General features: G+C 45.3%; 15 protein-coding genes and 2 pseudogenes. 10 read left to right on the top strand and 7 right to left on the bottom strand.

What is annotated here, in order from left to right:
* The first annotated feature begins 30 nt into the window (after positions 1-30).
* Positions 31-924, top strand: a complete 894-nt coding sequence (locus UA76_RS04635; protein WP_047043593.1) for a sulfotransferase family protein — start codon at positions 31-33, stop codon at positions 922-924.
* Between the two features lie 78 nt (positions 925-1,002).
* Here the strand turns inward: UA76_RS04635 and torA are convergent, their stop codons facing one another.
* The 3 genes and pseudogenes from torA to torE all read right to left on the bottom strand — a co-directional run bounded on the left by torA (position 1,003) and on the right by torE (position 4,898).
* A complete protein-coding gene (gene torA / locus UA76_RS04630) occupies positions 1,003-3,465 on the bottom strand; it encodes a trimethylamine-N-oxide reductase TorA (RefSeq protein WP_047043590.1) in 2,463 nt (820 codons plus the stop codon).
* Positions 3,466-3,488: 23 nt separating this feature from the next.
* A pseudogene (gene torC / locus UA76_RS04625) lies at positions 3,489-4,669 on the bottom strand (pentaheme c-type cytochrome TorC).
* A 52-nt stretch (positions 4,670-4,721) separates the two neighbouring features.
* Positions 4,722-4,898, bottom strand: a complete 177-nt coding sequence (gene torE, locus UA76_RS04620; protein ID WP_047043584.1) for a trimethylamine N-oxide reductase system protein TorE — start codon at positions 4,896-4,898, stop codon at positions 4,722-4,724.
* A gap of 389 nt (positions 4,899-5,287) precedes the next feature.
* Here torE and UA76_RS04615 point away from each other — a divergent pair, with 389 nt between their 5' ends.
* Both UA76_RS04615 and UA76_RS23600 read left to right on the top strand, forming a co-directional pair.
* Positions 5,288-6,136 carry an ABC transporter permease gene (locus UA76_RS04615; protein ID WP_047043582.1) on the top strand — a complete coding sequence of 283 codons (849 nt, stop codon included), beginning with the start codon at positions 5,288-5,290 and terminating at the stop codon, positions 6,134-6,136.
* Positions 6,137-6,339: 203 nt separating this feature from the next.
* Positions 6,340-6,507, top strand: coding sequence for a hypothetical protein (locus tag UA76_RS23600; protein WP_157617566.1), 168 nt, complete (start codon positions 6,340-6,342; stop codon positions 6,505-6,507).
* Between the two features lie 66 nt (positions 6,508-6,573).
* On the opposite strand, the gene focA is transcribed toward UA76_RS23600, so the two are convergent.
* Positions 6,574-7,416, bottom strand: a complete 843-nt coding sequence (gene focA / locus UA76_RS04610; RefSeq protein WP_047043680.1) for a formate transporter FocA — start codon at positions 7,414-7,416, stop codon at positions 6,574-6,576.
* A 404-nt stretch (positions 7,417-7,820) separates the two neighbouring features.
* Here focA and UA76_RS04605 point away from each other — a divergent pair, with 404 nt between their 5' ends.
* The 4 genes from UA76_RS04605 (at position 7,821) to UA76_RS04595 (ending at position 9,712) form a co-directional block, all read left to right on the top strand.
* On the top strand, positions 7,821-8,057 hold the full coding sequence (locus UA76_RS04605) for a TIGR02647 family protein (protein WP_047043579.1): 237 nt from the start codon (positions 7,821-7,823) through the stop codon (positions 8,055-8,057).
* 176 nt (positions 8,058-8,233) lie between these two features.
* Complete coding sequence (locus UA76_RS04600) at positions 8,234-8,947, top strand: NAD(P)H-binding protein (RefSeq protein WP_052771949.1); 714 nt, start codon at positions 8,234-8,236, stop codon at positions 8,945-8,947.
* 8 nt (positions 8,948-8,955) lie between these two features.
* Positions 8,956-9,084 (top strand): hypothetical protein, encoded by a 129-nt coding sequence (locus tag UA76_RS25135; RefSeq protein WP_272946003.1) that lies wholly within the window; start codon positions 8,956-8,958, stop codon positions 9,082-9,084.
* Positions 9,080-9,712 (top strand): YdcF family protein, encoded by a 633-nt coding sequence (locus UA76_RS04595; RefSeq protein WP_157617568.1) that lies wholly within the window; start codon positions 9,080-9,082, stop codon positions 9,710-9,712. Before UA76_RS25135 ends, UA76_RS04595 begins: the two co-directional genes overlap by 5 nt.
* A gap of 88 nt (positions 9,713-9,800) precedes the next feature.
* Here UA76_RS04595 and clpA read toward each other — a convergent pair whose 3' ends face one another.
* Positions 9,801-12,068 (bottom strand): ATP-dependent Clp protease ATP-binding subunit ClpA, encoded by a 2,268-nt coding sequence (gene clpA / locus UA76_RS04590; RefSeq protein WP_047043573.1) that lies wholly within the window; start codon positions 12,066-12,068, stop codon positions 9,801-9,803.
* Positions 12,069-12,110: 42 nt separating this feature from the next.
* Positions 12,111-12,431 carry an ATP-dependent Clp protease adapter ClpS gene (gene clpS / locus UA76_RS04585; protein ID WP_047043568.1) on the bottom strand — a complete coding sequence of 107 codons (321 nt, stop codon included), beginning with the start codon at positions 12,429-12,431 and terminating at the stop codon, positions 12,111-12,113.
* 477 nt (positions 12,432-12,908) lie between these two features.
* Here clpS and cspD point away from each other — a divergent pair, with 477 nt between their 5' ends.
* Entirely contained in the window at positions 12,909-13,127 is a 219-nt protein-coding gene (gene cspD / locus UA76_RS04580; protein WP_047043565.1) for a cold shock domain-containing protein CspD, read from the top strand.
* Positions 13,128-13,206: 79 nt separating this feature from the next.
* On the opposite strand, the gene UA76_RS04575 is transcribed toward cspD, so the two are convergent.
* Positions 13,207-15,432, bottom strand: coding sequence for an NADP-dependent isocitrate dehydrogenase (locus UA76_RS04575; RefSeq protein ID WP_047043563.1), 2,226 nt, complete (start codon positions 15,430-15,432; stop codon positions 13,207-13,209).
* 306 nt (positions 15,433-15,738) lie between these two features.
* On the opposite strand from UA76_RS04575, the pseudogene UA76_RS04570 reads away from it, so the two are divergent.
* A pseudogene (locus UA76_RS04570) lies at positions 15,739-16,430 on the top strand (pseudouridine synthase).
* Positions 16,431-16,748: 318 nt separating this feature from the next.
* Complete coding sequence (gene pulA, locus UA76_RS04565) at positions 16,749-19,823, top strand: pullulanase-type alpha-1,6-glucosidase (protein ID WP_238322184.1); 3,075 nt, start codon at positions 16,749-16,751, stop codon at positions 19,821-19,823.
* The last annotated feature ends 11 nt before the right edge of the window (positions 19,824-19,834 follow it).

Below are 19,834 nucleotides of genomic sequence, written 5' to 3'. Positions count from 1 at the left end.
TCAGTTGGTTAGACGATTAGGAGCATTAACATGATTGATTACGACAAAGTACTGATAAAACCGATAATTTTCGTTGGCCCTGGCCGTTCAGGTTCAACCATCATTTCAGAGTTTGTATTGAGCCACAACCATCTAGGATGGCCAGACAACTATTTGGAATGGATGCCTTCGGTTGCTTCTACCGCATGGTTAACCCGATTGTCTCAAAATCGATTTTGGCGTTTGGATGGTGAAAAAGGCCAACTCAATAAAACCAAATTCATGAACAACTATATCCCTCGCCCTGCCGAAGCGTGGAGTTTTTGGCAGAGTATTACCCGGGAAGACATTGATTTCAGCCGAGGATTTCTGCTTCATCAGCGCGCCAGCTCATCCGAGAAAGAGAATATTCGTGAAACACTGGCCAAGCGTGTCTCTCGCCAAGGCAAGCAGCGTCTGGCGATGAAGTTCACTGGGCCTGCACGTGCCGAGTATCTGCATAGTATCTTCCCAGATGCCCTGTTCGTAAATGTGGTTCGCGATCCGACTGCTACAGTCAACTCATTACTCAATGTGCCCTTTTGGCAAGCACAAGGCAGACATGAACTATGGTGGCATGGGGCATACTCAAGCGCAGAACAACGCGAGTTCAATTCAATCAAGGACGATGGTATTGCCAGTACCGCTTTTCAACTCAGTAAAGTGCTTGAATCAAATGAAAGAGAACTGTCGAAATTCGGTAATCAGGTGCTAACGGTTAGTTACGAGGACTTCGTTGCGAACCCAAGAGCCGTTACCAATAGGATCTTGGCCTTTTGTCAGTTGCCAAATTGCGAAGTGGTTGATGCCAAGGTTCATAATTGCCGCGTGAGAGATCAAAATAAAAACTCCGAGAAGCTAACCTCCATCAGAGAGCAAGTTCTTCGCTATTGCGGCTCGAACTAGCAAGTTGAAAGGATTTTAGATACAAAAAAGCCAGCTGGTAATCAGCTGGCTTTCACTATTTTCTACCGCTTATCGAAATTAAGAAACTTCGATTGGCCCGCCGAATGACGTAACCGGAGGAAGCTCGCCTGTGAACTTCTCAAAATCAACCAAACAGGTGTTTGCTGACGTTGCTTGAGCCAGTTCAGACGAAGGAATATCCTGAGTCAGTGTATTTGGATCGCCGTAAGTATCCAAAGAGCCTACTTTCTCGTTCATCGGGCCATACCAAGCACCTTCTTCGATACGTACAACACCTGGTGCATAGCTGTCCATCAATACCGCACCCGCAAGAAGCTGGCCACGGTCGTTGAACACGCGAACTACATCACCGTCTTTAATGCCTTTCTTCTTAGCATCCTCAGGGTTCATGTAGATTGGCTCACGACCTTGCACTGCGTATGTCGCGCGGAACTCTTCAGATTCACACATTTGCGAGTGAAGACGCTTGTCTGGGTGACAAGATTGCAACCAGTACGGGTGTTTGTCAGAACCAGGGCCACCGTGTGAACGCTCTGATTTTTCAAACCACATTGGGTGTTCTTGACAGTGCTCGTAACCCATATTGCCGATTGTACGGCTCGTGATTTCGATAAAGCCAGAAGGCGTACCTAGTGCGTTGATCTCTGGATCTTCACGGAATGAAGCGTGACGAGTCCAAGGCTTACCTTTACCGAAGTCTAAGAAGCCTTTTTCCCAGAATTCATCAAATTCTGGCATCTCAAAGTTCGCACTGTTAGCCGCTTTACATTCATCATAAAGCGAGCGAACCCATTCCATCTCACCCATACCACGAGTGTAGTCATCAAAGCGATCCCAACGACGTGTCAGTTCAGACATGATTTCGAAATCAGTCTTAGACTGGAATAGCGGGTCGACTAGCTTATGCATCGCGATCAAACCACGGCCAGAGTATGCGCCGTAACCATCAATATCGTTACGCTCCCACTGAGTACATGCCGGAAGCACGATATCAGAGTGACGACATGTTGCCGTCCACGCAAAATCGATAGCCACTACTGTTTGCAGGCTCTTAAATGCTTTACGCATTTTGTTGCGATCTTGATGGTGGTGCCATGGGTTGTTGCCACTGAATACCATCATCTTGATATCTGGTAGTGTCACAGTAGAACCGTTGGCTTTGATCTTCTTACCCGGTTCTAGAAGGGAATCTACCCAACGCGCAACAGGAATAACTCGGCTGTAGCCATTGAAGTCATTGTTGTCGTACTTAGGCTTCTGACCTTGGTCGATGTTTAGTGGGAATGAACCCGGCGCACCAAAACCAGTTGAAGAAACACCGATACCTGAGTAGTGGTGACCATAAGAGATACCACCGCCTGGAAGACCAATTTGACCCACCATTGCTGCAAGAACCGCACACATCCAGTAAGGCTGCTCACCGTGCTCTTGACGCTGAATACTCCAACCAACAAGGATTTGAGTACGGCCGTTAACCAACATCTTGGCAAACTTACGAATAGAATCCGCGCTTGCGCCACAGATTTCTGCTGCCCACTCTGGCGTTTTCTCAACTTTGTCTTTGGTTTCACCCTGAACGTATTGGATGAACTGTTCAAAGCCAAGACAGTACGTATCGATGAACTCTTTGTCGTAAAGGTTCTCGTTGTACAGTACGTGCGCAACGCCCAACATAAACGGAACATCCGTATGTGGGTGAATGTAGAACTGTTCGTTGTTTAGGAAGCGGCCAGTTTTGTTCTTAACCGGGTCAACCGAAACAACATTGATCTCTTTGTTCGCAACTTTTTCTTTCAGCTGCTCAAGGTACTCAAATGATTCGTGAGTTTCACATGTCCAGCCAACCTGAAGGTTTTTAACTGGATCGTTACCCCAAAGGATGATGTTGTCACTGTTCTCTAGGATCAGCTCCCAAGATGTGCCCTGCGCGTAAACTTCTGTAGAACCCAGTACGTAAGGCATGATGGTTTGACCCGCACCAGTCGAGTAGTCACCAATCTTCTTAACCGAGTTACCATGAAGAGCCATTGCACGCATCATATGGTTAGTACAGCTGTGGAACTGACCTGTTTGACGCCAACCTGTTTGACCAGTGTGCAGTGCCCAAGGACCGTAGTCTTTCTGTACACGCTCTAGTTCACGATAGAACAGGTCAAGCGCTTCATCCCAAGTCACGCGGATGAAACGGTTGTTACCACGTGTATCTGCGCTGTACTTGTGTTTCTTAAGCCAATCTAGGCGAACCATAGGGTAACGAACGCGCGATGGGCTGTAGATAATACCTTTGATGCCTTTCAACATCTCAGTTGGGTGTTTATCGAGTTCTAAAGGTTTAATCTCTTGAACTTTACCTGCGTACACTCGAGCGCGGAATGCGCCCCAGTGTGAACCCGATACTTTCCAAGTGCCTTCTGTTTCTGCAGCCGATGCAGAAGCCGACGCCAAAAGGCTTGGACCAATAACAGATACCGCACTTGTTGTTGCGACACCTTTTAGAAAACTTCTTCTAGTAATTGCCATTGTGTTACTCCAATTGACGTCTATTAGTGATGGCCGTCAGAAAAATCTGATGAGTGCTTCTGTAGATACTTAAGAACCAATGCTTCTGTATCTGTGTCGAAGTTTACGAATGCGATCATGCCATCTAGCATACCTACCCAACCGTTAGCACTGAAGTGCGCTTCATCCGGCTGTGAGTGACACGTAGAACAGTTAGTGGTGTAAGCCTGACCAGCTGCGTTCCAAATTGGATCGAAGCTTGGCACCATTGACTCTTTCTTCATCCACAGTGATAGGCTAACTTCTTCCCACGGAAGACCTGTCAACTCATCTTCTTTCTTCTCGCCTACAGTGATAACGTCACTTTGTGACACTTCACGAGTAAGAATCGCAGTAGAAATGTTCAAACCGAAATCTTCTTGAATTACACGACCAAAGCCTTTTGCTTTACGCCAGCCGTCAATTTGAATTTCCATCATGTCGCCACGCTCAGAAACAATCTGCACTTTACTTGCTGGGCTTAGTAGACCCGCTTCAGTTTCTGCAGTTGCGTCTGTGTACAGTGGAAGGTGACGGATAGAAATAACGTCATTACCATTTGAGTAGCGAGTGCTGTTAGCCACTTGTTCTAGCTCGCCAACAATACCGCTTGCCGCTTCCATATCTTGTGGAAGATGGTGGGCAATACCTTTGTGACAGTCAACACAGCTTTGGTCACGTTCCGCCGCTTGCTTCATTTGAATACGAGCAGTTGGAGACATTTGCTCGAAGTCCATCGACTCATAAGCGTGACAGTTTTTACACTCTAGCGAGCCATTTGCAGAGAAACGGTCCCACTCATGACGAGCAAGCTCTAGACGACGAGCTTCAAATTTCTCTGGTGTATCAAGATCGCCAAAGACTTGAGCGAACACTTCTTTTGAAGCCTGCATCTTACGAGCGATCTTATCTGTCCAGTTATGTGGAACGTGACAATCAGGACACGTTGCACGAACACCTGAGCTGTTCTTCCAGTGCGGAGTTTCTTGCAGTTCAACGTATACGTTCTCACGCATGGTATGACAGCTGATACAGAATTCTTCTGTGTTGGTTACTTCTAACGCAGTGTTAAAGCCACCCCAGAAAATAACACCCGCGATAAAGCCACCCATAGTCAGCACACCAAGCTGATATGGACAGCAGGACGCGTCATTGTGCGCCACATTTTAACAATCAGTGATTTCATGATTTGTTCTCTTAAACCGTTTAAATAAAGTGCGTGTTTTGCTTAGGTGGGATTAACCATGCATACCCGGAGGACCAAAGACGAAGACTTGTAGCATCCAAACAATGAATCCATAGCCGCCTACGACCGCCACACTCAGCACGGGAAAAAGAACGACAGCAATAAAGAAGAAAGACTTCCACTCCATCGAGCGTTTTTCGCTGCTCTCAATTTTGTTAACATCACTCATACATTTGCCTATTTTGTATCTAGTAATTGAGCCACACGTCACTCTGCTCGGCGCGACTTTTTTTGTTATTTCTACTGCGGAATGTTAGACCAAACCTTCCACTCCATTCAATCGAATACTTGCCTACAACCTTTAATATTCAACACTTTTTTGAGCTCATCCAGAGATGTGTTCGGATGAAAAAATATGTGTAAATATATTAACAGTTGTGAAGAATTAATTAGGTAACCACCTAGTTAAAGATACAACATTTTCACAACATTGAGACATCTCCCTACTCCTTTTGAGGGAGAAATGCGCTGTGGATCCAAGCCATAAGGGATCAAGCTCCTAGCCAACGAATTGACTATTCGCATACAATAAATATGGTTAAGTAGAGGAAGGTAATCGTGGACAGTGTTGTAGATATTTCTTGGGGGCAGCTCGCCTTATTTTCGACGACGCTTATAGTCCCGTATTTGATTAACCATTACTTTCAACTAAGGCTAGGAAAAGACATCGTAATTGGTGTTGGTAGGATGGTATTACAGCTGGCTTTGGTTGGTTTGTATCTTGAATATCTATTTGATCTCAATAGCCTTTGGGTCAACTTACTCTGGTTGTCTATCATGATAATCATTGGTGCAAGTTCTATCATTGGCAAAGCAAAACTACCAAAGAAACCATTATTTATTCCTGTACTCTCCGGTCTGTTTCTTGGGCTGAGCCCGGTTCTGATTCTTATTTGTGTCGTTGTGGTTCGTCCTACCCCTTTTTATAGCGCGCAATACTTAATCCCCCTCGCCGGCATGCTATTGGGCAACAGCCTCGGTGGTAATATTGTCGCCCTGCAAAATTGCTTTACCTGTTTTTCTGAAAGGCGCAGTGAGTATGAGGGAGCAATTTCCCTAGGCGCACACCCGCTGTATGCAAGCCGGCAATTCGTGCAAGAGGCGATGCGAAAGGCATTAGCACCTACATTAGCGTCTATGGCTACGATGGGCTTAGTCACTCTGCCGGGTATGATGACAGGCCAAATCCTTGGTGGCGCAAGTCCGTTAGTCGCCATCAAGTATCAATTGATGATTATGATCGCGATCTTCGTGATGATGTCACTTTCCCTGACTATCACTCTGCAACTTGCTCTACGTCGATGCATTGAAAAAACGGGTAGAGTCACTGTCGCTTTATATCTCATTGAAAACGCCAATTCTCACATCTCAAACTTCGAGAAATTCATTAAATCGTACATTTTATGAACGACATATAAATGTTATCCACAGAAATTGTGGATAACATAGTTAATAGCTCAAGTGATTGATTCAAAGAGAGTTGTTTTTGTGCCCACGGATCTCCGTTTAAGAGCGAGAAAGACGGTCATTAAGGTGTAATCAATCGATCATGATTCATTCACACTTCTCACCTACAGTTTGCTTGTCTCGCAACCATAGGAAGAGCAGTCATGGATATGACAAACACACCTACAACTCGTGAAAGTGAAGAGAACTTAAACTGGCTGGTTAATGATCCAAGCGAAGTTGATTCGAGCTACGCAGACATCAATTATGAAAAGTTTCTGCTCAGACAGGGCATTCCTGCACCCGCGCGTCACTCGATGTCTCTGATCTAACCAGATACAAAAAGAGGTTGAGACACTCAGTGCTCAACCTCTCGTATATCGCTGACCTCACCGAGACTAATCTCTGAGGTAAATCAGCCAATACCACATTCCAACAAAAACACCACCGCCAATAATGTTCCCGAGCGTTACTGGTAGCAAATTGTTGAGAATAAAGTGACTCATCGTAAGGTCTGCATAAGCTTCAATCGAGGCACCTGTTGATATCCAAAAGGACTCAGGTGCAAATGTTTTGATCGCAATAGCAAGTGGCACTTGAAACATGTTGGCGATGCAATGCTCAAATCCTGCCGAGACAAACATGGATACAGGTAAAATCATCACCATGATTTTGTCGGTGAGTGTGCGGCCACTAAATGTCATCCATACTGCGATACAGACAAGCACATTACACATAATACCCAAGGCAACCGCTTGCAAAAAGTCGTGGTGCAGCTTGTGCTGCGCAATCGCCATCGCGTTAAGACCTACTTGCCCGCCATCAAACATGTATTGTTTGGTGAATAACATGCACACCACAAGCAGTAATGCACCGACTAGGTTACCCGAGTATACAATCAGCCAATGATTGAACAGCATCTTCCAGCTGATCTTTCCGCTGGCTCGCGCAACTAATGTCAATACAGAGCTAGTAAAGAGCTCCCCGCCAGTCACTACCACCAAAATCAGCCCCAAGCTAAATGCTAGTCCACCGACAAAGCGAGTCATGCCCCATGGCAAATCTCCAGCGCCAGTCGTCACAATGGTATAGAACACAAACGCAATACCAATGTGTATGCCCGCCGATATAGCAAGTAGGAATGATTTAACAGGATCTTTAGTTGCCTTCCCGACACCAATTTCAGCTGCTCTCTCAGCCATTTGAGGAGGAAGTAGTGAATCGAATTGATTGATATCCATCTTAAGTAACATTTTGATACAAACCACAAGGTCGCGGATAATCGCTCTGTTTCCCTCACTTTTCAAGTGGATTTTTTGTTACTAACCAATTTTGTTTTTTTTGCGGGCTTTGACTCGAAAATTTTTAAGTTATTCACTTGGAAAACAAACTAGCTCTAACTCAGTAAGACATTGATAAATATTAAATTAATAGAAAAAGCATCACTCAAACTCATTATTTGCTTTCAACCAGACTATTTTAGTCTAAACAGGTTCTCCTTTATGCCAATTTGGAAAAAGAGGCTTCAAACTTTGGACACGTTATGTCCAATCTGGTCGCACATAACAATTCTAAACGAATTCATTTGCAGCTTCCTCGATAGCACCATACTGTTGATTGATACAAATCGATTAAGGATTAAGGCATGAAATACACCAATGACCATCTCGCTGAGCTTAACCTTTTGCGTCAGTTTGACATCGGCAGTGCTGCAACAGGCATCAAGGTACACAACGACGCCTCGCAAGATGTCCAAAATGCTGTAAAACGTCTATTCGACAAAGGCCTATGCACCCTTCCTGATGGTGGATACCTCACAGATGAAGGCATTGAAGTCGCTGAACACGCAGATCGAGTACTAAGAGTCCTAACATCCAGCTAATCAACCCTATCCTTTCTAGCCGCTGACACAGCGGCTTTTTTATTCGTCCATATTAGATCTTTTGTTCATACCTATCGCCGTTACAACTGCCATGACTATCGTGCTGATAACATTCCATGTATTTCACTCATTCGGTTTGTTAAGGTAGTTGAGAAGTCAAAGATTAAGGATTTGAAATGACCACTATCGCTATTATTGGTGCAGGCTGGTTAGGCGCACCATTGGCAGAAAAGCTAACGGATAAAGGTCATACCGTTTACGCAAGCCGCCGAAGCAAAGACAATTTAAGCGCCTTCAACCAATCCCCTGTGACAGGTTTTGTCACCTCTCTGAGTGATAACGACTCAACGCCTTTATTTGAACAGTTGATTGAGCAAGGTTCACAAGTCGTTGTGGGCTGTTTCCCTCCGGGCTTCAGAACCGGCGGTGGCGATAATTACTATCACTATTGGTGCTACCTTATCGAGCATGCTCAGAAAGCCAATATCGACAAAGTTGTCATGGTGAGCTCAACCACCGTTTACCCAACCGATGTATTGAACGCAAGCGAGGAGACTTCTTCATTCGCCTTAGCCAATCATTCAGCTTGCTTCTCCGACAACGCCAAAATCATGTTGAAGGCAGAGCAAGCTCTGCATGACAACTTTGAGTCAGGCTGTGTATTTCGAATGAGCGGCTTAATTGGCCCCAATCGCCACCCTGCTCGATTTGCTCCTAAGTTAAAAAAGATCAGCAGTAAAGCACCAGCAAACATGGTGCACTTAGACGATGCGCTTAACGCAGTAATTTACGGAATAGAGAACGATCTTATAGCGTCTTCAACGTCACCTCTCCTGAGACAGTCAACAAGGCTGAGTTTTATCGTGCTGCGATTAAACAAGCCCAGTTAAACGTGGATTTGCCGCCTACTAGTGAAGATGAAGACAAACGCATCATCACCGACCGATTACTGCAAGCTGGCTACTTGTACCAATACAACTCCGTATTAGACGCCCTACCTCACTGTGGTGAAATCAATGACAATTAGACTTTATCAACACATAGAAACGCTTTGGGATTACATGCTGCTCAAACATGAGCTTTCGCCTTGTGATGCCTTATTTGTTTTGTGTAGCAACGACGTTCGAGTAGCAGAATATACCGCAGAGCTATACCACAAAGGGCTAGCACCTATTATTGTGTTTTCAGGTGGAGAGGGCCGATTCACAGACGGCTTATTCGACAAAAGTGAAGCTGAAACCTTTGCGGCAATTGTTCGAGACATGGGCGTCCCGTCCGATGCCATCTTCACAGAGACACAATCCACCAATACCGGTGAAAATGTTCTCTTCACTTATAAGTTAGTACAAGACAAAGGGCTTACTTTTGATGACATCATCTTGGTTCAAAAACCCTTCATGGAACGAAGAGCTTTAGCGACTTTTGAAAAGCAATGGCCTGGCAGCGTATCAAAGCTTTCGGTAACATCTAGCGCTCAGCCTTTCTTTGAATACATCAATGAAGAGATGCCGTTAGACATGGTAGTGCGGGCGCTGGTTGAAGATTTTGAGCGAATCAAAACGTATCCAGAAAAAGGGTTTCAGACTTATCAAGAAGTCCCTGCCCATGTGGAATCTTCCTATCAGTACCTTAAGCAGCATTATCCCGACCTCTAAACAAATTCTGTTTTGAGCAGATACAAAAAAGCCAGAGTCTAAATCTGGCTTTTTGCTATTGCGACTTTCAAATCAATCAAATGCTTGATTAATGAAACGCCTCTTCTTTGGTACCTAAGTACTCAAACTTAAGCGAGTCTTCATCTAGCGTTACACGTACCGTACCGCCATCAACAAGAGAGCCGAACAATAGCTCATTTGCCAAAGGCTTCTTGAGCTGCTCTTGAATCACACGTCCCATTGGTCTTGCACCCATAGACTTGTCGTAACCTTTCACTGCCAACCAGTGACGAGCTTCTGGGCAAACTTCCAAAGAAACGCCTCTTGCATCCAGCTGAGCTTGCAGTTCAACGATAAACTTGTCGACCACTTGGTGGATAACGTGCTCATCCAAGCTATTGAACCAGATGATGTTATCAAGTCGGTTACGGAACTCGGGTGTAAAGACTTTCTGAATTTCGCCCATCGCATCTTGACTGTGATCTTGCTGAATTAGACCAATCGACTTCTTAACCGTCTCTTGAACACCCGCGTTGGTTGTCATCACTAGGATAACATTGCGGAAGTCTGCCTTACGGCCATTGTTGTCGGTTAGCGTACCGTTATCCATCACTTGCAGCAGCAGGTTAAAGATATCTGGGTGCGCTTTTTCAATCTCATCAAGAAGGACCACAGAGTGAGGATGCTTGATCACAGCGTCTGTCAGCAAGCCACCTTGGTCGTACCCAACGTAACCAGGAGGCGCACCAATTAGTCTACTAACTGAATGTCGCTCACCGTACTCAGACATATCGAATCTAAGAAGTTCAATGCCTAACAGCTTAGACAGCTGAACCGTCACTTCCGTTTTACCCACACCCGTTGGACCAGCAAACAGGAATGAACCGACAGGTTTGTTATCTGCACCCAAACCAGCACGGGTTAGCTTAATGGCTTCGCTTAGGACATCGATGGCATCATCTTGTCCGAACACCAGCATCTTCATCTTGTCATCAAGGTTTTGCAGGATATCTTTGTCTGACGACGAGACTGACTTTTCAGGAATACGCGCCATTTTCGCTACCATAGCTTCGATGTCCGCTACACCTACGGTCTTCTTGCGACGACTTGCCGGCGCTAAGCGGTGGCGTGCCCCTGCTTCATCAATCACGTCAATTGCCTTATCTGGCAGATGACGTTCATTGATGTATTTCGCTGACAACTCAACGGCCGCACGAAGTGCTTTGTTAGTGTAACGAACTTCATGGTGCGCTTCGTATTTCGGCTTCAAGCCAATCAAGATCTTCGTCGTGTCATCGAGTGATGGTTCGATAACATCGATTTTTTGGAAGCGGCGAGACAGCGCACGCTCTTTTTCAAAGATGTTGCTGTACTCTTGGTAAGTTGTTGAACCTATACAGCGTAGCTTGCCGCTACTTAGCAATGGTTTAATTAGGTTTGCTGCATCCACTTGACCGCCGGAAGCTGCACCCGCACCGATGATAGTGTGGATCTCATCGATGAATAGAATAGCGTCTTCTTCTTTCTCTAGTTGCTTTAAGATGGCTTTAAAACGCTTCTCAAAATCACCTCGATACTTAGTACCTGCCAATAATGAACCAATGTCTAGCGAGTAAATCACGCTGTCTTTGATCACATCCGGCACTTGGCCTTCAACAATACGCCAAGCCAGGCCTTCCGCTATCGCAGTTTTACCTACACCAGCTTCGCCAACCAGCAACGGGTTATTTTTACGGCGGCGACACAAGACTTGGATGGTACGCTCAAGTTCTTTGTCTCGGCCAATAAGCGGGTCGATATTACCTTGTTTAGCCACTTGGTTAAGATTCGTCGCGAAGCTTTCTAGTCGCTCTTCACCATTTGCCTCTTCAGCATTTTCAGTATTGAAGGAATCAGACTGCGGCTCATCGCCACCGCTTGACGCTTTAGTAATACCGTGGGAGATGAAATTAACAATATCCAAACGGCTAATGTCGTTTTTCTTCAGAAGATAAGCGGCATGCGACTCTTGTTCACTGAAGATAGCAACAAGCACGTTCGCACCTGTCACTTCATTGCGGCCAGAAGATTGGACATGGAAAACTGCACGCTGAAGAACACGTTGGAAGCTAAGCGTAGGCTGAGTTTCGCGTGTTTCGTCATTCTCTGGGATTAGAGGTGTTGTTTGGTCGATGAAAATATCGAGTTCTTGCTGGAGAGCATCAAGATCTGCCTGACATGCCAACAAGGCTTCTCTAGCAGCATCATTTTCTATTAACGCTAACAGGAGGTGCTCGACGGTCATAAACTCATGTCGTTTATCTCTCGCTCGCGCAAATGCGCTATTAAGACTCGACTCTAATTCTTTATTCAGCATAAGTACCTCCTTAAGGAACAACTTAGTTGCTCGAGCAAGCAGTTAGGCTTGCTCCATTGTACAAAGCAGCGGGTGCTCGTTTTCCTTTGAGTACATAGTGACTTGGGCCACTTTTGTCTCTGCGACCTCGGCGGTGAACGTCCCGCAGATCGCTTTTCCTTCATAATGTACCTTGAGCATGGTTTGCGTTGCTTTATCAATGTCCATCGAGAAAAAACGCTCAAGGATTTCAATTACAAAGTCCATTGGAGTGTAGTCATCGTTATTCAAAACAACGTTATACATCGCCGGCGGTTTAACTTTGGTTTTTTCTCTCTCCAATAAGTCTGAGTCTGGAGTAACCCATTCAAAATGTTTGCTCATGATTTCAATATGCTTAAGAGTGCTTTTCGGCTCAATTTTACCACTACTTTAACGGAAAGTTTTCGATATTGATCTTAAGATGTTCATCAAAACTGTTGGCGTTGAAAAGTGCCCTCACTTAAAGCCTAATCTAGCAATCGATCCCCTGCAAACTAATTTATGTTGTTTAGCTAGCAATCCCATCTCAAGTGATTAAAAACTCACCAGAAGTACCACCGATGCTACATTCTGTAATCTACAAATGAATAAGTTACATGAATGTGAATCTCATTAGTGATTTGTTTGCAATTATGTAGTGTTCTATACCTTTTTCCTATTGACTGTTTCGAATCATTGACTACATTGGTGAAATAGTGACTAGAAATTTGATTCAAATTGAATTGCTATTCACTAATCATTAGGGAAAAGATTTATTTCAAATGGTATGAAATGCCCTAGTAACAACATCAGACACAAAATGCATGAGGGATGTATAGCATGGCTACAGGTACAGTAAAATGGTTTAACAACGCCAAAGGATTTGGTTTCATTTGTCCTGAGGGGGAAGAAGGCGATATTTTTGCACACTACTCAACAATTCAGATGGATGGATACCGTACACTAAAAGCCGGCCAGCAAGTGGCCTACGAAGTTGAAAAAGGTCCAAAAGGCTCTCATGCCAGCTCTGTTGTGCCAATCGAGCAACAAGCAAAATAAGCTGTTCGTTGACAGACACAAGACATAAAAAAAGCCCGCATTTATGCGGGCTTTTTGTTTCTAACTCGTGGTCAATGGATTAGCCATTGATAATCGCGTTTAGCGTCGCGCTTGGACGCATTAGCTTAGAAGACAAGTCATCATTTAGCGCGTAGTAACCGCCTAGGTCACCAGCCACACCTTGAGCATCGTTCAGTTCTGTAACGATAGATGCTTCTTTCTCTGCCAGTGCTGCAGCAACTGAAGCAAACTCAGCAGCAAGTTCGGCATCATCAGATTGCTCTGCCAGTGCTTTCGCCCAGTATGCCGCTAGGTAGTAATGACTGCCACGGTTATCAAGCTCACCAACTTTACGAGATGGTGACTTGTTGTTGTCTAGGAACTCGCCCGTTGCTTTGTCTAGAGCATCAGCAAGAACTTGCGCTTTCGCGTTGCCTGTCACTGTTGATAGGTGCTCAAGCGAAGCCGCTAGTGCCAAAAACTCACCTAGAGAGTCCCAACGTAGGTGATTTTCTTTCTCAACTTGCTGAACGTGCTTAGGTGCAGAACCCCCAGCGCCCGTTTCAAACAAGCCACCACCGTTCATTAGTGGAACAATAGAAAGCATCTTAGCAGATGTGCCAAGCTCTAGAATTGGGAACAAGTCTGTTAGGTAATCACGAAGTACGTTACCCGTTACAGAGATAGTGTCTAGACCTTCTTTGATGCGCTCTAGAGAGAACTTACATGCTTCTAGTGGCGCTAGGATCTTAATTTCTAGACCAGAAGTATCATGATCAGGCAGGTAAGCATTTACTTTCTTGATTAACTGAGCATCGTGAGCACGATTTTCGTCTAACCAGAATACAGCTGGAGCACCAGTAGCACGTGCGCGAGTCACAGCCAGTTTCACCCAGTCTTGGATTGGTGCATCTTTAACCTGACACATACGGAAGATATCGCCTTCTTCTACCGATTGCTCTAGTAGAACTGTACCTGCGGCGTCAACAACACGGATTGTGCCAGCTGCATCTAGGATGAATGTCTTGTCATGAGAGCCGTACTCTTCCGCTTTTTGAGCCATTAGGCCAACGTTTGGTACGCTACCCATTGTTGTTGGATCAAATGCACCGTGCTCTTTGTTGAAGTCGATAACCGCTTGGTAGATGCTCGCGTAGCTGCGGTCTGGGATCATCGCTTTCGTATCTTTTTGCTTGCCATCTGGGCCCCACATTTGGCCTGATGAACGCAGCATCGCTGGCATAGAAGCATCAACAATGATGTCACTTGGTACATGAAGGTTCGTGATACCGCGATCTGAATCTACCATTGCAAGTGCAGGTTGAGTCTCGTAAACCGCTAGAATAGCTGCTTCGATCTCTTCTTTCTGCGCTTGAGGCAGTGAAGCGATTTTTGCGTACACATCGCCAAGACCGTTGTTTACATCAACGCCAAGCTTGTCGAATAGCTCACCGTACTTCTCAAACACATCTTTGTAGTACACTTTTACCGCGTGACCGAAGATAACTGGATCAGAAACCTTCATCATCGTTGCTTTCATGTGAAGAGAAAGCAGCACATCTTGCTCTTTCGCGTCTGCGATTTCTTTCTCGAAGAACTCAACTAGCGCTTTTTTGTTCATTACAGAACAATCGATGATCTCTTTGTCTTGAAGTGCTAGACCAGACTTAAGCTCTTTCACAGAGCCGTCGGCTGCAACAAATTCGATTTTCGCCTCTGTCGCGCCATCAATGGTCGTTGATTTTTCGCTACCAAAGAAATCGTTGCCAGACATGCTAGAAACGTGCGATTTAGAATCTGAAGACCAAGCACCCATTGAGTGTGGGTTCTTCTTCGCGTAGTTCTTAACAGATAGAGGCGCACGACGGTCTGAGTTACCTTCACGTAGCACTGGGTTTACCGCACTACCTTTAATCTTGTCGTAAGTTGCTTTAATTGCTTCTTCTTCGTACGTGCTTGGTTCTTCTGGATAATTAGGAAGTGCGTAGCCTTTGTCTTGAAGCTCTTTAATTGCCGCTTTCAATTGCGGGATAGACGCTGAAATGTTTGGAAGCTTGATGATGTTCGCTTCTGGTGTTTTCGCAAGCTCGCCTAGTTCAGAAAGTGCGTCACCGATGCGTTGTTCTTCAGTTAGGTGCTCAGGGAAGTTCGCAATGATGCGACCTGCTAGTGAGATGTCACGAGTTTCAACGTTAATACCTGAAGAAGCAGTGAATGATTGAATGATTGGTAGTAGCGAGTAAGTTGCTAACGCTGGTGCTTCATCGGTAATCGTGTAAATAATTGTAGGTTTTTCTGTAGGCATGAAATTTCCCTATTGTTCTAACAGCATCCTCTCTTAGTTATGCTGTGTTAAATGTCCGCCATTCGCTCTGATATAACCCAAAGGCTTCCTGACGATTTTTCACTCTTTTAAGTACTGAACTTCTTACGTTGAGCGGCAAGAAACCTTAGTCCGTGAGTGCAAGTTACTTATAATTAAACAAAACAGAGAGAATAGTCTATTATCTTCTGCGTTAATCTGTTTTTTGGGCGCGCAAATGATAGCTTATTCTGCTTCACCATCAAACTTTCAAACACACTTCGTTTACAATTTTGCAAGGTAGTTAACATGTCACCACGCTCACGTCGTGAGTCCTCGAAGAGTTCACCCCAGGGTAAATCCTCCACATTTAAACGCGGAACGAGTAAAAAACCAACAGGATTTAGCTCTTCACGTCGCAGGCAAAAACCAAAATCAACTAAACCAAAAGTCGCGCCTGAGGACCGTAAAGTGATCGCTTTTAATAAGCCATTCGACACGTTAAGCCAATTTACCGATGGTGAAGGCCGTAAAACCCTGGCGGATTATATTCCAGTAAAAGACATCTACGCGGCAGGTCGTTTAGACAGAGACAGCGAAGGCTTAATGATTCTAACCAATGACGGTATCTTGCAAGCCAAGCTCACTCAGCCTCAATCTAAGTCGCCCAAGACTTACTGGGTTCAAGTAGATGGCGCACCTTCTGAAAGTGACCTCGACAAACTTCGCAAAGGCGTTGAACTAAAAGATGGTATGACTTTACCTGCAAAGGTTGAAGTAATGGAAGCTCCACAAGTATGGGATCGCATCCCCCTGTTCGCTTTCGTGCCAATATTCCAACCACTTGGCTCTCTATTACGATCATCGAGGGAAGAAATCGACAGGTGCGCCGAATGACAGCAAACATTGGCTTCCCAACACTTAGGCTTATTCGTTACTCAATGGGAAGTGTTGTATTAGATGATTTACAGCCAGGGGAATGGAAAGAGATCCAGTTGTAAGAATTGACACACGCTTGTTTTGTTAAGTTTTTTTTCACCAAATAAAAAGCGGAGCGATTTTTAAGTACGCATCACATTTTGTTTAGGATGAGGAAGTTACTTTCTCATCCCCCTACTCTACGCCTACATCGACTAATTCCGCGGAACTATCGATCAAACATCACGCATTCAGTTGCTTATCAAACCAAATTCTGTGACCACGAGTCCCAAAACGTTAATTTTCGCACGTAGAAATAACTTAGCCTAAATTGCTCACAAATTGTTGATGTCATGTCCCCGTATGATCAGTTGACCTAACGGTAACAATGGACGTGAAACGTGAAAAAACAGATAAAAATAACCACTTTAACCAAAGCGATGGCACCGATACTCTCGCTGCCGCTACTGCTCGCTTGCCAGCAAGAAAGCGTAGACTGTGTCTCACCTCAGCAATCTGATGACCAGATCAACATACCTGCATGGTGTAAGATGCCGGAAGAACCGGAAATCGGTGAAAAACAGCGCCTCATTAGCTACATCACCACATTGAATGAACATAAATCGACCCTACCGGACCCTGCTTCGAAAAAAAACTGGCAGTTAGTCTGCGGCAACAAAAAGTATCGAGCCGATGGTGTGGACGAGTACGGACCGTACTGGATTATTAAGTCACATAAACAAGTTGGTGCTTGCACAATTAAGCACAAAGGTACTGAGATTATTTCCGCATCACTTGATTCTGACGCCAAAGTTCAAGGCATCACAGAGCAAGGCGAAGTCGTCAGTGAAAATCGTCGAGCGACGTTGCTGACTTCATTAGGTCTAGAGCAACAGGGAACTGACATTAAACTGCCTGAAGTAGAAGCCCCCGGAGAGCTTGCAGCGCCACCAGCTGGTCATTTTGCCATTCAACTCTATGACCCTATGGGCGATTATCAGGAAGCTGGGCAAGATCTAAACGGTTACGCTAACTACAACTTACATCTTTGGAACAACGGTACTCCTTGTGCCGCTGGCGACCCATCAGGCTTCAATAATGGCTGGGATGATACGTCAGTCACACCAGATGCCGCAGATCAATTCGGTCCTATTTGGTATGTCCCTGTAACGGATGACCCGAGCCAGTGTTTTAACACCATTATCCGTAATGGTAATAAAGACAAAGTCATTGGCGCTGATTTAACCATCGATATCTCTTCGATCGACACCCACCCTAGTGTGACTTTTGTACCTGGTGACAGCAATGCCTATGCAAGCCGAACTTATGTCTATGAAAACTTAGATCTTGGCTTTAATGTGGATACTGTCGGCGCAATCCTGCTAGATGAAAGAACACTGGTTTGGAAAGCGGCAGACAATGCAGACCAAGTCCAGATCATGTTCTCTGAGGATGGCAATTATCAAGTATCGGATGAGGGCATTGTTAGTGCATTATCAATCAAATTAACGCCAACCTCGTTAAGCGATGAGCAAACTGCAAAATACCCTCACCTAGCCGACTACCCAGCGTTTGAAGTACCGGCGGCACTATATGGCTTGGTTAAAACCAGCTTGGTTGCTGTCGCTTCAAGCAGTAATGGCTCAGAAGAGCCTGCGACACTGCGTTCGGTCACTGCTGTACAATACGCTGGAGCACTGGATGCTATGTTCGCTCAAGAAGCTACCGAGCTAGAATATGGCGCTGTCTTTGAGAATAGCAAAGTGACCTTTAGACTTTGGGCTCCGACGGCTCAAAGCGTCGAGCTTGTGGTATACGATGCGAACAAAGTTGAGCTTGACCGCTATCCAATGACTGAGGATATTTACTCTGGTAGTTGGAGCACTCGCCAGCGCATTAACAATGTAGACGGGAAATATTATCGCTACGCGATGAAAGTGTTCCAACCGAGAGACCAGGTCACGGTTGAATACGAAGTCACAGATCCTTACTCAGTCAGTCTGGCAATGAACTCCACCCATAGCCAAGTCATAAATCTCGATGACAGCTCACTAAAACCGTCAGGGTGGGATTCACTTCAAGCGCCGCACTCACAAAATGAAGAAAACGGCGATTTGGCTAACCTCACAATTTATGAGTCACACGTCAGAGATTTCTCCGCTCACGACTCATCAACGGTTAACAAAGGTAAATACCTTGCGTTCACTGAGTCTGGCTCGATGCCAGTTAACCACCTAAAAGAGCTTCAACAAGCAGGTATGACGCACTTGCATTTGATGCCAGTGTTCGACATCGCTACCATCAATGAAGACCCAGAACAAGTTGCTGACATCGATGAACCTTTCAGCAAGCTCTGTGATTTGGTGCCAGCCATCAAGCAAGACGCCAATTTCAGTGGCTACTGTGGTAGCAGCCAGACCATTGCGGATGTTTATTATGACGTTTTGGCCTCTGACGACAAAACTACACCACTTGTTCAGGACCTAACCCAATATGTACGTGGTGTAGACAGTTATAACTGGGGTTATGACCCATTCCACTACACCGTACCTGAAGGTTCTTACGCGACCGATGCCGAAGGAACCCAACGTATCGTTGAATTCCGTGAAATGGTACAAGCGGTTAAACAAGATATTGGAATGAATATCGTTGTGGATGTCGTTTATAACCACACCAATGCATCTGGCTATCAGAATGAAAAATCCGTTCTCGATAAAGTGGTGCCACTTTATTACCACCGACTGGTACCGGATACGGGTTTAGTGGAAACTTCGACCTGCTGTGACAATACCGCACCAGAACACACCATGTTCGCTAAACTCATCGATGATTCAATCCAGACTTGGGTTCGCGACTACAAGATCGATGCTTTCCGTTGGGATCTGATGGGCCACCATCCTCTCGACCAAATTCAACAAACATTAGCAGCGGCACGCGAAATTAACCCAGAAGTCTATTTCTACGGTGAAGGCTGGAACTTTGGTGAAGTCGCGGATGACAAGCGCTTTATTCAAGCAACGCAGAAGCATCTAGGTGGAACTGGCATTGGTTCATTCTCCGACCGATTACGCGACGCAGCTCGTGGTGGTAGCCCGTTTGAATCTGGTGATGACATTCGCCGCGCACAAGGTTTCGCAACAGGGGCCGCGGTGTTACCTAATGAGCTTACTGACTACAGCGGCGAAGAAGCTGAACAAGAGTTAGCTCGTGCGTTACATCAAGCCGACCTGATTCGCTTGGGTATGGCTGGTAACCTAAAAGCGTTCAAGATGATTGACTCAACCAACCAAACATTACTTGGTCAGGATGTCGACTACAACGGACAAGCTGCTGGGTATGCTGTTGAACCATGGGAAATCCAAAACTATGTCTCAAAACATGACAACCAAACGTTTTGGGATATCAATATGTACAAGGTATCTGAGTCTGCTAGCACTGATGTCAGAGTCAGAATGCAAACTATCGGCGCAGCATAGTTCTGCTAGGA

The organism is Vibrio mexicanus (assembly GCF_001012815.1).
GTDB lineage: Bacteria > Pseudomonadota > Gammaproteobacteria > Enterobacterales > Vibrionaceae > Vibrio > Vibrio mexicanus.
This window is presented reverse-complemented; position numbering and strand designations above follow the sequence as displayed.